The sequence below is a fragment of the Thalassospira australica genome (genome assembly GCF_000763295.1).
GTDB lineage: Bacteria > Pseudomonadota > Alphaproteobacteria > Rhodospirillales > Thalassospiraceae > Thalassospira > Thalassospira australica.
In genome coordinates, this window is the sequence record NZ_JRJE01000010.1 from 1 (window position 1) to 14,289 (window position 14,289).

General features: G+C 45.3%; 14 protein-coding genes. All 14 read right to left on the reverse strand.

Features of this window, described 5'->3' with window-relative positions:
* Window positions 1–160 (reverse strand): Lrp/AsnC family transcriptional regulator (locus JF44_RS20150; RefSeq protein WP_337587904.1); only part of this gene is annotated, 160 nt, incomplete at its 3' end.
* Window positions 161–337: 177 nt separating this feature from the next.
* Window positions 338–940 carry an acyltransferase gene (locus JF44_RS0108865; RefSeq protein ID WP_052065669.1) on the reverse strand — a complete coding sequence of 201 codons (603 nt, stop codon included), beginning with the start codon at window positions 938–940 and terminating at the stop codon, window positions 338–340.
* Between the two features lie 3 nt (window positions 941–943).
* Window positions 944–1,885 (reverse strand): Gfo/Idh/MocA family protein, encoded by a 942-nt coding sequence (locus JF44_RS0108870; protein ID WP_033068636.1) that lies wholly within the window; start codon window positions 1,883–1,885, stop codon window positions 944–946.
* Window positions 1,886–1,954: 69 nt separating this feature from the next.
* The gene (locus JF44_RS0108875; protein WP_033068637.1) at window positions 1,955–3,076 is read right to left on the reverse strand and encodes a glycosyltransferase family 4 protein; all 1,122 of its coding nucleotides are present in this window, start codon (window positions 3,074–3,076) and stop codon (window positions 1,955–1,957) included.
* A gap of 8 nt (window positions 3,077–3,084) precedes the next feature.
* On the reverse strand, window positions 3,085–4,191 hold the full coding sequence (locus JF44_RS0108880; RefSeq protein WP_081944384.1) for an N-acetyl sugar amidotransferase: 1,107 nt from the start codon (window positions 4,189–4,191) through the stop codon (window positions 3,085–3,087).
* A gap of 15 nt (window positions 4,192–4,206) precedes the next feature.
* On the reverse strand, window positions 4,207–4,965 hold the full coding sequence (locus tag JF44_RS0108885; RefSeq protein ID WP_033068639.1) for an AglZ/HisF2 family acetamidino modification protein: 759 nt from the start codon (window positions 4,963–4,965) through the stop codon (window positions 4,207–4,209).
* The gene (hisH, locus tag JF44_RS0108890) at window positions 4,962–5,585 is read right to left on the reverse strand and encodes an imidazole glycerol phosphate synthase subunit HisH (protein WP_033068640.1); all 624 of its coding nucleotides are present in this window, start codon (window positions 5,583–5,585) and stop codon (window positions 4,962–4,964) included. The genes JF44_RS0108885 and hisH overlap by 4 nt, the downstream gene beginning before the upstream one ends.
* Window positions 5,569–7,539 (reverse strand): asparagine synthase (glutamine-hydrolyzing), encoded by a 1,971-nt coding sequence (gene asnB / locus JF44_RS0108895; protein WP_033068641.1) that lies wholly within the window; start codon window positions 7,537–7,539, stop codon window positions 5,569–5,571. Before asnB ends, hisH begins: the two co-directional genes overlap by 17 nt.
* A gap of 12 nt (window positions 7,540–7,551) precedes the next feature.
* Window positions 7,552–8,190, reverse strand: a complete 639-nt coding sequence (locus JF44_RS0108900) for an acetyltransferase (RefSeq protein ID WP_033068642.1) — start codon at window positions 8,188–8,190, stop codon at window positions 7,552–7,554.
* The gene (locus JF44_RS20315; protein WP_162181395.1) at window positions 8,183–9,166 is read right to left on the reverse strand and encodes an NHL repeat-containing protein; all 984 of its coding nucleotides are present in this window, start codon (window positions 9,164–9,166) and stop codon (window positions 8,183–8,185) included. The genes JF44_RS0108900 and JF44_RS20315 overlap by 8 nt, the downstream gene beginning before the upstream one ends.
* A gap of 9 nt (window positions 9,167–9,175) precedes the next feature.
* Entirely contained in the window at window positions 9,176–10,114 is a 939-nt protein-coding gene (locus JF44_RS0108905; protein ID WP_033068643.1) for a Gfo/Idh/MocA family protein, read from the reverse strand.
* A gap of 37 nt (window positions 10,115–10,151) precedes the next feature.
* Window positions 10,152–11,669, reverse strand: a complete 1,518-nt coding sequence (locus tag JF44_RS0108910; protein WP_033068644.1) for a hypothetical protein — start codon at window positions 11,667–11,669, stop codon at window positions 10,152–10,154.
* Window positions 11,666–13,144, reverse strand: coding sequence for a hypothetical protein (locus JF44_RS20320; protein ID WP_156111637.1), 1,479 nt, complete (start codon window positions 13,142–13,144; stop codon window positions 11,666–11,668). Before JF44_RS20320 ends, JF44_RS0108910 begins: the two co-directional genes overlap by 4 nt.
* Window positions 13,145–13,156: 12 nt before the next feature.
* Window positions 13,157–14,287 carry a hypothetical protein gene (locus tag JF44_RS0108925; protein WP_052065671.1) on the reverse strand — a complete coding sequence of 377 codons (1,131 nt, stop codon included), beginning with the start codon at window positions 14,285–14,287 and terminating at the stop codon, window positions 13,157–13,159.
* Between the last annotated feature and the right edge of the window lie 2 nt (window positions 14,288–14,289).

The following is a 14,289-nucleotide window of genomic DNA, read 5'->3' on the forward strand; positions in this document are numbered from 1 at the left end:
TCACCCCATTGTCGCGCAGCTTGGCGACACGCCGCAGACAGGCCGATGGCGAAAGCCCGACCTTTTCTGCAAGATCGGCATTGGCGATATCAGCGTTTTCCTGCAGTTGGCGCAGTATTTTGGTATCGATTTGATCCAGGTTCATCATTTTCTGCACCATACCAAAGTGCTATTTCACCAAACAAACTGTCATATTGGCTGGTACCCTCCAAAGACTAGCGTCAAACCACTGCCTCTCTTGAAATGGATTTCGGCTTCAATATGAGGAGCATTTGTAGAAAATGCTGACCATGATTAGAACCTACAGATGACTTAAATGATACTATGGCTGAAGCCTCTATTCTGCAGGTCGAAGGGTCCCGTCAGAGCAAAGGAGGTAATGCGTACCGTCTTCTGGACAAACCAGATCTTCACTCAAATGTCCCCCTTTTCGGCTGACCCAGCCGATGCGTTTTGCAGGAACCCCGGCCATCAAAGCGTAATCAGGTACGTCACCTGTCACCACCGCGCCTGCGGCAATAAAACAGTATTCTCCCAATGTACAACCACATACAATAGTGGCGTTTGCACCTATGGTTGCGCCCCGCTTAACTAGCGTCTTACGAAATTCTTCCTTTCGCTCGATCTCTGCACGCGGATTATTGACGTTTGTGAAAACACATGAAGGGCCACAGAAAACTCCATCCTCCAACGTAACACCTTTATAGACACTAACGTTGTTTTGGATTTTTACTCGATTACCGATGCATACATCCGGGCCAACGACCACATTCTGACCCAAAACACAATTCTCACCAATTTCTGTATTAACCAACACGTGAGTGAAGTGCCAAATCTTAGTCCCCTTACCGATCTTGCAAGGTTCATCAATATAAGAGCTTTCATGAATAGCTACACCAGCGAAAGGTGCCCAAGACTGCTGAGACATGAAATCGGCCATAAATCAGAAAATCTCCCTTGCAAATGGGTGCATGTCACCTTTTTCCGGCTCTAAATTGCAGCTTCGAATCGAAGATACCAGCTCTATTGACGGACGCACTTCATCAACACCAAATCCCTCACCATTCAAGATGTGCTGATAGCTGAGTGTATGTAAGTCTGTAAAGCCGCCAGAGAACTCAATCTCATCCCCATCTACAGTAATCGACCTATAAGTCGTTTGATCAGTAGATGCATGAGGCGGAAGATGGTTACGGTTGACAGACAGGAACCAGCGGACCCGTGCACGCTTAAACTCCAAAAACCCTGCAGCATGATCGGAAGTGCGTAAATGCAGATGATGTTCTTTTAAATCACCAAACACGAATGACAACATATCGTAAAAATGCACACCAATATTCGTTGCAATTCCGCCCGACTTGGCCTCATCACCTTTCCAAGACACAAAATACCATGCACCGCGGGAGGTAATGTAACTCAAATCGACATCAAATACGTGATCATCGGACACGGCTTCAACGCGTTTTTTAAGGGCGACAATCGCTGGGTGCAGCCGCAATTGCAGGATTGTGTACAAACGTTTTCCGGTATGTTCCTGCATGTTCTGCAACCCATCAAGATTCCATGGGTTCAGTACTAATGGCTTTTCGCAAATTACATCCGCACCAGATCGCAACCCGAAGCGTGCATGGGCATCGTGCAAGTAATTCGGAGAACAGACACTAATGTAGTCAACACCATTTCCTGATCGAAACAACACATCAACATGGCGATCAAAGCGCTCAAACTCTGTAAAAAAACGAGCATTTGGGAAATAACCGTCTATAGCCCCCACACTGTCAGATGGGTCAAAAGCTGCAGCCAAACTACCCTCAACTTCTTTAATAGCTTTCATGTGCCTTGGTGCGACATATCCCGCCGCACCAATCAAAGCAAATTTTTTCATATACGAAAACCCCAAGCTCTTTCTTGATTGCAGTTCTTTAGGCGCTTCAAATTGTTTAGTATGAGCGTCCTATTCCTTAAGGCGAAGTACATGCCTTAAAACGGCGTCAGTCTGTTTCGCACGCGCCAGCCAAGAATGTCCGCTAACAGCTACAACTCGGGCATTGCGAGACCACTTATCACATTCATCACTTGATCGCTCTAGTCTAGCGACAACTTTCGCAAGAGCTGAAGGGTCCCCAGGCTCAACTTCTATGCCACACTTCCCTTGGGAGATTATCTCAGCTTGATATGGTTGTTTTGTGGCAATCACAGGGATTCCTGACGCCAAGCTCTCGAACAGTTTCAAAGGAGCTAATCCGGTTGAGGCCCTGCCTTCTATATTCTCTGCGCAAACCAAAGAACCTTTCGCACGTGAAATAATTGCTGGCAGCTGATCGTATGGCACTCGACCAAGATAATGGACATGACCAACACGTCGAACGGCATCTTCGATAACATCACGCTCCTCTCCATCTCCGGCGAATACCAAGTGCATGCTATCGGGCCAAGCTGTATCTTCTACAGCCTTGAGAATTGTTCGAATTCCTTGCCACGGCGCCATCGTTCCAAAGAATATCAAAAAATTTTTTGGCAAAATATCCGTAAAACGGTTGTTTTCAAACTTGGCATCTGGGTGAAATAGATCAACGTTGGCACCATTCGGGATTGTTTCAACCTGCTTCTCTTGACCGCAGATCTGTCGGCAGAGGTTAGTCAGGCCGGGCGTGACAGCAACAATAGCGTCTGACCAACGCAACTGCGTTTCCATCAGCCACGCAAATGGCTTTTTGAATATTTTGGTTATTGGCCAAGCGATAAACAAGTCCTCGATAGGTCCGTTAACCTCGATGACAATTGGAATATTTCTTATCTTGGCAAGAAATGCCAGCGGCCATGCTGCAAAATGCCATCTCATATAATAGACATCCGGACGGGGCATGAGAGCAGCTCTCCACAACACACCAGCAATCCCCACCAATCTCGGCAATACACCTGGCAGCTTACTTTCCTGATAAGTAGGACAGAACAAGTCTACCTGCCAGCCTTCAGAAACCAAATTCCTTACAATCTCCTGCACATGCGTAAAGGAAGCATGTCCTTCTCTGTTGGGTTCAGGGCTGAGGTAGGCCAGACAAAACTGTTCGGTCATGACCAGTCTCACAATCTGATTTTTTTTGCTGCGGATTTAAGCAAACTGCGAACTTTTGCATCCGTTAGGTAGTGGCTATGTGCAACAGGCTCTTCTGACATAATGTCATCAAACTCACGCTTGCTGAAACTAAGTTTTTTGAGCACGTAAGCTTGATCTCTCCGGAGCTCATCTTCGCTGTAAAGAGGGCTATCAAGTTCTTCTGATGCTTGGCTCTTTGTTATCTCACCATTGCGGATCAAAGCGGACAGATGAACCTTGCGTTTATCGATATTAAATTTTGCTGGCAAGATGTAGGCTTGATAGAATTTTGTGAAAACAGACTCGTAATGCTTCCCACCATAGTAGCGCCAGCCAGTCTTGGCTTCCAAGACTTCCATTGCCCTATCCTTACGAAAATTCGCCAGATTCAAAATTTCTATGAACTCATAACGCACACTGAAGTTCCTGCGTATAGTGCTTTTGACAAGCCCCATACGTGGAAACGATTTCAATCTTCGCTCTCCGAATTTTCTATGAATTGCTTCAATGTTTGTTAGATCATTCTTATTCCATACCCAAGCACGAGGCATCCCATGCTCTGTGGCAATGTTCGTACCTGAAAGGACGTATCGTATGCTGTGACGCTTTGCCAATTCAAACATCGAAGCCATGATAGCATGATCCGAGAGCATTTCGATGTCGACTACTCCAGCTCGAATAAAGCTTCTCTGCAAATCCTTGAACTCAGGCCAGTTGATCACATAAGTTTCCAAGTCAAAGCCACAGGTTTCGACAACTGATCTAATATTGGCAACGGCGATTTCCGAATTCCACCCGTTGTCAAAATGCACCGCCAACACGCGCAAGCCAAGTGTATGGGCAAGCCAAGCCACATATGAAGAATCCACTCCACCGGACATTCCAACCACCGCATCGTATGGGCGCTCAATAGAATCACGTTTAATTTTTTCGGCCAGACCATTTAGCTTTTTAAGAGATTCAGATTCACTTAATCTTATTTTCGCTATCTCTATTTCTGCTTCAATACAGTGATTGCAAACCCCGTTTTCATTGAAGAAAATATCGGGATCAGAGGTATCCATAAGACAATTGGCACAAGTTTTTTGGGACATTTTTTAGCTTAATAATTAGGGTAATAAATTTTCTAGTTCTCGACGGTCGGGGTAAGATATTAGGACTGCTTTATGTAGGCCATGATAAACAAACAGGCTACCTGCTGCGACTGCCGAAGCTCCTGCCAATGTAGCCTTTTTAAAATCAGTTATGTCACGTGCGCCACCGCAAGCCACCACAGGGACATTTACATGCCGAGACACATCAGAAATTAGCTCGATGTCATAGCCTGTACGCATTCCGTCACGGTCAATACAATTCAGAAAAACTTCCCCGGCCCCACGATCGACCATTTCGAGAGCGAATTCAACTGGGGTTTTTCCTGTTTTCTTTGCTCCGTTATGGGTTACCGCTTGATATTTTCTCGTAATTCGAGATCTTTTTACATCTAATGACACGACAACACTTTGATCACCAAACTGCTGAGATATTTGGCTCAACAACTCAGGTTTAGTGGCAAGTATGGTGTTGAGGACTACTTTCTCTACACCTAGAGCGTAAAGCTGACGCGCGTGATCTAAAGTGGTAACACCTCCACCGTACGCAACGGGCATAAAAGCTTCACTCACTATTTCTTGGATCGCACTAAAATCAGGCTGACGACGCTTTCTGGTAGCTGAGATGTCAAGTACCATCAGTTCATCAACTTCTTTTTTGTTGAATATTTTTACTGCATTGATTGGGTCACCAATATATGAAGGGTTTTTAAAACCAGTCGTTTTTACCATTCCCCCTTCATGGATAAGTAGACACGGAATTACTCGGGTTCTCATTCGATTGAAAGCCTTGCAAACGAATTAAACAACTGCATTCCGTAACGATGACTTTTTTCCGGGTGGAACTGTGCACCAAAAACATTGGATTTCTCAATCACCGCCGTGACATCACTACCATGCGAAACTGTACCCACAACGTCTTCCGGATCATCGCAGCAAACATGATAGGAATGGACAAAGTAGAATCGATTTTGGCGATCAGAATTAGAGAACAGGCGACTCTCTCGAAGCAGCTTCAATTCACTCCAGCCCATGTGTGGCACACGCAAATTCTCAGGACTATACGATAAGTCAAAACGTTTGGCTTTCCCCTTTATCCATCCAAGGCCGACGCTTTTCCCTTCATCACTACCATCACACAATAATTGCATACCTAAGCATATCCCTAAAATAGGTACTTTGCGTTCCTGAACCGCCTCGTTCAATGGGCCAATTAGGTCCAGCTTTTTCAAACAGTCCATGCCATAGTCAAATGCTCCCACCCCTGGAAGTATCAACTTATCTGCGCCAGCAATCTGCAATTTATCTTCGGCGACACAAGATGGTATTCCCAAGTAGTTCAACATATTTACGATTGAACCAATATTACCTGCCCCGCAATCAACAATTGTAATCATTCGAAATTTGAACCTTAAAACGCTTCATCCAAAGCCCAAAGCAAATCACCCGCCACAATCTGGCATTGTAGGGGGCATGACCATCTATCATTGCATACCCCCACTCGATTGTCTTTTTATTCAATACTCCCTTTGAGTTAGCTACTGCTTCTTCTAACAACTCTTTGAAGTGCGTCGGTTGATCTTCGCACACCCAAATCTCTTCAGGTGTAACAAAGCCCATTTTATCTTTTCTGTGTCGCACTTCGTCGGGCAATATGTTCTTCATTGAAGACCGTAACAGCCTTTTGGAAACCCCTTTATTAAGCTTAAAGTGGTCCGGCATTGACAGTAAAAAGTCGACCAGCCGAAAATCCATGAATGGAGCCCGGCTCTCAACAGAGTGAGCCATTGAATCTCTATCCACCCACTTTAGTTGCATTGGCAAACTCGTTGCAGTCAACTGGGCACGCGACAATCCTTTCAGGCTATTTTCATATTTGCCAACATGGAACACAAATGGGTCAGAGGGACCTACACCAAGTAGTTCCATGTTAATCCAGTCGGGGCATGATACCGAGTGCCCCATCACTCTACGAGCCAAAACCCTAAGTCTGGTCGGCAGAAGGTTATCTAATATCCCCTTCACGAGCGTAGCTGTGCTTCGATCGTGAATAGCTCGCTGAGCTGAGAATTCTTTGAAGAATTTTATTATACGAAAGCGAGACAAAAGAGACGCTAAGAAAAAGCCTACATCGCTTGTGTAACCGGAGAGCGTCTCATCGGCACCGTGACCATCAAGCACGACCTTTATTCCCGCTTCCTGTGCTCTCTTAAATACTTGCCATTCGGCATACACGCTTGTCGAACCGAAAGGTTCATCATGATGCCATATAATTTGCTCCAATTCCTCAAATAGCTGCCCATGATTCGGATAAACCATGTGGGGTTTTGTCGAGGTCTTATTGGAAACCAAATCGATAAAGCGCCCCTCATCAAACCGCTTATCTTTTGCCCGGGCGGAGAAAGTGTGCATTTCCTTGGAGCTACTCGTCCGATGTATAGCATCCGCAATACACACGACGGATGATGAATCCAATCCCCCCGATAATGCAGCACCTACTGGAACATCCGCATTAAGCCTGAGATTTACTGAGTCGAATAAAATCTCTCTAAAATGCTCAACTGATTCAGAATATGAATAGTCTTGGTTAACTTCGGACAGACTATACCACTGTGTAGCCGTTACGTCGGACATGATGTCATTTATCTGACACTGCACATAGTGCCCCGGAGGAACTTGCCAAACACCATCGAATAGGGTGTGAATTGTATGATCAGTCAACCCCCAACTGAGATAATCAAACGCACGTTCGTTATTCAAATAGGCAACCCATTCTGGTAGGCAAGTAAACTGCTTAATTTCTGAAGCAAATGCCAAAGTTTGCGCGTCCGGTCTCCACCAATATAAAGGTTTTACACCATAGCGGTCTCTTGCTGCGAAAATGCTATTTTCATCTAAATCATAAATAACAAAGGAGAACATTCCGTTAAATCGGCTGAGACACTCAACGCCCCACTCTGCGTAAGCGCAGATGAGGATTTCTGTATCTGAGTTTGATCTAAATACATATCCCTTTGACGAAAGCTCAGCCCGAAGCTCGGAGAAATTATACAACTCTCCATTATAGGTAACCCAGTAATTTAAGCGTTCGCCAAAAGCCATTGGCTGGCTCCCAGCACTAGAAATATCCGTAATAGCTAGACGCCTGTGCCCCAATGCAACTCGGCTTCTCTCATTTTCTAACTTTAAAAGATCACCCTTCTTGTGAACCAGCTTTGCCTCACCTTGCTCTGAGAAAAGTACATACCCCTCCCCATCAGGTCCTCGGTGGACGATTGCTTCACACATCTTCAACAGATCTTCGTTCTGCATCTTGGGCACGTAAGAGATAAGCGCAGCAATTCCGCACATGCCATAAAAGCCTTAACGTTGAGTGGGTCTCAAGAGTGGACGCGCAGGAACCCCTACACAGACGACATCTGGCAGAATTGAGTCAATCACGGTAGCACCCGAACCGACGGTGGCACCTTCACCAATCTCAAGTCCCGGGTTTACAATAGAACCTGCGCCAATCATTGCGCCTGCGCCGACCGTAACCCCGCCTGTAAGTACCGCCCCAGGAGAAACAGCAGAAAAATCTTGTAGCCTGCAATCATGGTCAATAGAGGAATTGGTATTAACAATCACATGATCACCTATCTTCGCTCCGGGATTAATCGTTGCAGATGCTGCTACAAATGTACCCTTACCAATTTCCACTCCCTGCGCTACAACTGCACTAGGATGGATAACTGTTGCATACTTCACAGATCCAATCTTCTGGGAAATTTCTCGCCTAAGGATGTTATCACCAATGCCTATGATCACGCTGATATCATTAATTTCTTTTTCTAATATCGGAAACGACTGATCTCCTCCAAGAATTGGCAAGCCGTCGACCATTTCCCCTTTTCGGCTCTCATTATCAATAAATCCCCGAACAGAGAACCCACCACATTGCAGAGCAGCTGCGGCAATAACCCGCGCATGCCCTGATGCTCCGACGATAACCAAATTAATCATTTCCGATTGCACTCTTTATCAAGACCTCACCACGCCTAGAGTTAGCAATAACACACCGGCCCGAAAAAACTTGCGCATCATAAGGAGTCTCCAGGTCCAATTCGTCCTCTATTGAAGTAACCTGCCCTCCTGAATTAAACCACAGCAATCTATTGTTGCCCCAATCTGTTACGACAAAGCGCCCAAAATCATCGAAACTTACAGCTACTGGTGCGTTAAACCCACCATGAATAGTCGTCGACTGAACATCGCCCGAATTTTCCGACCACCCAGAACTGCTGGAACCAAGACACCCAATAAATTGTCCTCCCGGAGTAAATTTTTGCAATCGATGGTTCCAAGTATCGACAACAACTAAATCGCCATCAGCATCACTTTTACACATGTGTGGTCGATCAAATGCACAAGGCCCACCACCAGTGGAACAAGATCCCACATCTCGAAAGCCCGGTTTTCCTCCACCTAAAGCACCTTCAAACACCATGCCGTGAACGTCATACCGAAACACAGCATTCAAACTATACTCTGTAACGCACAACGTACGCTCACTGGTTAAGACCCCCGTAGCTGGCCCAGCCAAACGAGGACCGCTGTCATACCCGCGCCCCAGCGTTGTGATAAGCCGACCGGCCGAGGAAAGAACAAACACCCCGGCCTCGTAATAGGTAGTTACAAATATTTTGCCATCCCCCCCCACGGCTACGGAATGAGGACCATTAAAGTACATGGGCATACAAGAACGACGGGGGGCAATATGCCCAGCAACGACTTCAATAGAATTGGACCAACCCCTCACACCATCAAGGCACTGAACCATCGCCAGATCCTTATCAAAGCGAAAGATGCAATGTAGCCCCATATCAGCAACGTATAATCGCCCCTCACAATCTAGATCGAAACCAAAGGGACGTGAAAATCCACTTATGCGAGTTATACCTGACGATACATCCTTATACATCTTCGGACTAACAGCCAAGCGCATTACTTAAACATCAAAAATTTTGTTTATTAGTCGCATTGTACGGAGGCTCTCCTCAAGACTTACAGCTTGACTTTTCTGCCCTCGGACTTGCGCAACTACCGCCTCAGCCTGACGCAAAAAACCTGCCTTAAAGTCGACATCCGCAATATCTGGTTTCATCTGGTTTTGGACCCGCTCGTTGGCATTTTGATATGTTGCTTGCTCAAGTGGCTGCATTACCCATCTACGACTGGAAGTACTCACTGAGCAAGCCCAAGGCCCTGGACCTTTCCATATACCCTCATACAGTGCAGCATCACCACTATCGAACATGACGTGAGAAAGAACAACTTCCGTGCTTTCGCCTTTCCATGGCATAATATTCTTTACTTCCACAACCTCGCCACGACATAGGCAAAGAATCATGTCAATCACGTGTATAGAGTTCGCATACATAAACTTCTCAACAACCTTTTCTGGATGCCCGTGAAAACGGGCTTCTTCATAGTTTTGTTGATCTTGGATGTGAACAAAACGACTCTCGTCTCTTTCGTCAACGTCTGCAAGAACTGTTCGAAGACTGCTGTAAAACCGCCGATTGAAACCAACCATCACCGGCTTCTCTCGCCCTCGTGCCGCACTTAGGATGTCCTCTGCATCACCTAAGTCATAGCCAGCTGGCTTCTCGAGAAGAACGGCCCAGTCTTGAGAAAAAGCTTCCTTTGCTATCGCATTCGCAGCTAACTCCGGAACCGCGACAACAACAATGTCTGCCTCACTCTTCTCTTTTAGCTCAAAGATATCGTCGCATACGTGCCTAATCCCAAACTCAGTTGCAAATTCTTCAGCCTTCGTACGGGTTCGACTATGAACCCCAGAAACCTCAACACCCGAGATCTCCCTAAATGCACGTACATGCTCTCTGGCCATTGAACCTGCACCAATTATCGCAACTTTTGTCATTGTACCTCTCGAATATCTGAGTAGCTTGGAATTATCGTCACGCCGAAGTTCGCGGAACCACTTTATAGTTACATACTTGATCGATAAGAGCAGCTATACGATCAGTAGAATGGCCATCTAAAATACCCCAACGACTAGCTGATTTTTTTATCTCTTTGTTGAGATCGACAAACTTTTCGCAGCTTGGAATGAAACTCTCAAGGCCTTGCTTGACTTCATCATACGAGGTCGCATGAAGGACCCCGGGAATTCCCTTAAAGTCATCATAGTCGTAATGAAATAAATCATAATTAAGCACAGGAACCTCACACGAGATCGCCCACCTAACTGTTGCAGAGGCAAACGCAACATAGGCGTCGGACAAAGCAACCAAGCGCGCTGTATCGATTTCAGTTGATTGAATACCAAATGCTGAGAGAAGCTCACCCATTCTCATATTGTTAGGATGAGGGCGCACTATAACATCGTAGTATCGTTTCATCGGCTCAAGTGCTTCAGCCAAGCGCATAACAAAATCGTCAAAATCTTTGTACTCAAAGCCTGCCGGGCAGGAGCCAGACTGATCGGGACACCCACCGATTACCAATAGCGGTTTACGTCCTGGTATTAATAGTTCTGCTTTCAACGCAAGCCGTTCTTGTTCCTTGTTGAGTTTAAACTTAGCCAAATGATCATCTGATACAGACCCGACGACCTTTATCTTGGTCTTCGGGATACCTGCTGAGACGTAATAGTCTCTCATAGCATCATTTTCGACAGCAATTATATTTGAAAAGCCGGAGTTCATCATCCAAGGATTTGGTGGCGATGTACCAGTTAGAACCTGACCTATAATGTAAGGTGATGGCATTCGGACCAATGAAAGTCCGTTTGCATGCTTCACCCATTTAGGAAACAACCTCCCCGCGGTGCGATTTCCCGGCGCATTCAAGTGGTAATGTGAATTGCCGGCCAGACTCCTAAATGCTTCCTGTTCATTGGCAATTGTATAAGGTAAAATAATCGACGGGATATTAAGCTCATGTCCTGCTTTAATTAGAAGTGGGGAATTGTATCCGACCACGTCTTCAGGAAGGATGATGGCATCAGGATTTAATCTAGATATTATTTTTTTTAATTGCGCCTTCTCGGCCACGTAGAACCTTATAATATCTAACGCTTTTACTAGCTTGACAAAACGATATAAAATGAAATTTTCTTCACACTCAGCCCTATACCTAAGCGGCCCCCAAACCCTTTCCCACCAAATACGCGACAAGTACTTCCCTGTTGTACTTTCTTTAAAGGAAGATTTCTTCTCAAGCATTTTATTCTTAATGCTCTTTGACATCCCATTCCTTCTAATCTCGACTGAAGAAAAGGTTCCATCGTCAAATTTTTCTTTTAGATAGTCAAATAGCTCAAATTCGGCATGCTCATTTCCGTGAAAATAAATGAACTGTATCTCACACCCTTTTGCATGGAGGGCCAATGCGCAACGGTTCATTTCAACAAAATCAGATGGCCTTTGCGAAATGACTAATAGTTTCCTTTTGAAGGAAATCGAGTTATTCATTCTACTAAAACCTCTTCAATATAGGGGCCTTCAACATTATAAATTGGCTGCATCTTAGCCATTAAATCTCTATTGGATTTTTTCTTGGAGCCTTTTTGCTTCGTAGAGTTAAGTAACGAAAAGAATTGATGTTCATTCTTACATGGATAGATGTATTTTTTTAGCTCGGGCATACCAAACACCTCACTAATTCCCGTTCCCGATTTGAAACTTTCCAGCCCCAGAACAGGTATGCCTATCCCCAAAGCTTCTATCATCATGAGTGAGGTATAACCCGCAACAATATCAGCTGACATTATCTCATCAAAGACTTCTGCATGTGGTTGGATTATTGAGACCATCTCCGGATAATCTCTAGCCAGTGAAGTGTAGTACTCCGATTGATCCAGTTCTAATGGGTGAATTTTAATAGCCAGATTGAAAAGATGCTTTTTCTCATCTTTGACTTTTTCTAAGATATTACTCCAAAATTTTATTGCAGAATCTCTTACGTATGCCTGCGTAGGGAATAGAACCTTTAATCGCAGACCATCAGATTGACTGATGTTGTTTTTCTTTTGAAGCCGCAAGTCAGCGTAAACTCCAATTACAGGGTTTTGTGCCTCAATTACTTCCCATTCACACCAAAACCCTGCCTCACGTAATTGCTTAGACCATATAGGCCCAAAAACAATTACCCGGTCTGGCAAGGGGCATTTGTGTGGAAGTTTTCTGTGAATAGGCAACCAAGAATAATCAGGCTCTCTTACGCTAAACATTCCATGTTGAACTTCAGTAACCTTAAGGCCCAATGATTTCGCCGCTGCGATCTCGGGTACTTTCGCGTCAGAGTCCAATACGACAACCTTGGAAACCCCCCAACGTTTCAAAATCCATCTGGAAAACACGAACCGACATCTAAAGCGTGCCAGTTGGTCTGATGCGATACTGCGAAGATCCTCTGCATCAAGAGAAGGGAATTCACATAAGACCTCGTTAACAAGTAGACGTGAAATTTCACGCTCACTCTTTCCTCTGCGAACAAAAATACTCGCACAGGCTATCAACGAACTAATACCGTAGTCTTCGATCTCCCCTGCAGGGGGGAAAAACGAAGGCTTAGCCCCCCAAGGGAAACGATAGTGCAGCCACGGGCCGTTCCTTTCAATCCGAGAAAAATCACCAAGGTGAGGGTGAATTCTCCTGCCATCGGGTAACGTGACAAAGCGTTCTTCATAATAAAGAACGCCATCGCGCTTCCCCCGTGGCACCAAATTGTTAAGAACTTGCCATATTCCAGAAGCAAGGCGTCTTGCGGATTCACCAAAGCTTTTATTTCTGTCTGTTGGAGACAAATTTTCCCCATTTAGGCAATGAAGCCACAACCGTTCCTTGATAATTGGCCAAGCCCACCACCCATGAAAGCTCTCCCGAAGCAGGATCGGATTTTGATCCAATCTTAGAAAGCGAGCGTTCACTTCTTCATGAGAAAACATCCAGCAGAAACCCTATGTCTTGTAATTTCCGGCAAGGGATTTTTGAATATATCTCAAAACTCGCATTGGTGCGTCAGCCGGATTCGGTAATTTTTTGGCTGCCTCCCAATACTTGTGTTTTTCCTGCGGGCTGCCTGCCACAGCGAGAACCTGAGGCAACAAAGCCACTTCGTTCACGGGGTACACCAATCCAGATTTCAAGTATGGGAATTCTTCTAGCTTCACCATTTTATGGAAGTACGAAACTATACCTGGGTCAAAAAACAGGGAGACGGGCGTAATCAGCGGTTCGTTCGAGAAATAATTCAAATACGCAACATCATACGTACAATTTGAGAATGCACTGCAAACCATATCGCATGCGAGCAAAGAATGCTCGACATCCTGCTCTACACAAACCACGCAAGATACAGAGGATGCCTTAAACCGCTTAACTGTCCACAACACATCATCCTTTGACTCCCGAGGGTGCGGCCTGTAAAGCGCTTTATAGTCTCCCTGTTGGTTGATCATAGCATCAACCCAAGCACTTAAAGTTCTTCTGTACCCCTTAACATTATGCAAGGCCTGACCAAAGAAACCAACAACAGTTGTGTCATCATTAGCGCCGATTTTCTTCCGCTGTCGCGCGCGAAGGGCCTTAATGTGCATTTTTTGATATGCTGAATGACGTGGTGATCCAACGCTTATCGCTTGCAGCCCATGGCGATAATAACTTAAACGCACAGCCTCATCGTCCAGTGCAAAATACGTATCGGCTTTAGCACCAAAGAACTGATTTGCTTCTCCCCAGAAGTCCTGCATTACAAACTTTGGACCGTTGTACACAGCAGTCATTGCTTCATCAATTCCGCCATCAAAAGGCGTAGACAAACCACATAATATCGCATTTGGTTTTAGTTTCGCAATTAACTCACGAGCTTTGTCTAATAATTCCAGCCCCGCAGTTGACGACGCCGAGCGGACCGCAGGTAAGTCTAATGCATGCGTATCAATACCTGCATTTTGAAAGTACTTGGTGGCCGGTTGCTGCGTGACCAAATCCACCCTAAAGACGTCACTTTGCGAAATATATCGAACGATTTCAATTAAGTGTAGCGCAGCGGCTGGATCTCTTGCCGTGACAAGAATGCGATATTGCAAAC

Coding starts and splice junctions, on each gene's coding strand:
- JF44_RS0108865 (WP_052065669.1), bottom strand. CDS start 940: ATGGCCGATTTCATGTCTCAGCAGTCTTGGGCACCTTTCGCTGGTGTA.
- JF44_RS0108870 (WP_033068636.1), bottom strand. CDS start 1,885: ATGAAAAAATTTGCTTTGATTGGTGCGGCGGGATATGTCGCACCAAGG.
- JF44_RS0108875 (WP_033068637.1), bottom strand. CDS start 3,076: ATGACCGAACAGTTTTGTCTGGCCTACCTCAGCCCTGAACCCAACAGA.
- JF44_RS0108880 (WP_081944384.1), bottom strand. CDS start 4,191: ATGTCCCAAAAAACTTGTGCCAATTGTCTTATGGATACCTCTGATCCC.
- JF44_RS0108885 (WP_033068639.1), bottom strand. CDS start 4,965: ATGAGAACCCGAGTAATTCCGTGTCTACTTATCCATGAAGGGGGAATG.
- hisH (WP_033068640.1), bottom strand. CDS start 5,585: ATGATTACAATTGTTGATTGCGGGGCAGGTAATATTGGTTCAATCGTA.
- asnB (WP_033068641.1), bottom strand. CDS start 7,539: ATGTGCGGAATTGCTGCGCTTATCTCTTACGTGCCCAAGATGCAGAAC.
- JF44_RS0108900 (WP_033068642.1), bottom strand. CDS start 8,190: ATGATTAATTTGGTTATCGTCGGAGCATCAGGGCATGCGCGGGTTATT.
- JF44_RS0108905 (WP_033068643.1), bottom strand. CDS start 10,114: ATGACAAAAGTTGCGATAATTGGTGCAGGTTCAATGGCCAGAGAGCAT.
- JF44_RS0108910 (WP_033068644.1), bottom strand. CDS start 11,669: ATGAATAACTCGATTTCCTTCAAAAGGAAACTATTAGTCATTTCGCAA.
- JF44_RS20320 (WP_156111637.1), bottom strand. CDS start 13,144: ATGTTTTCTCATGAAGAAGTGAACGCTCGCTTTCTAAGATTGGATCAA.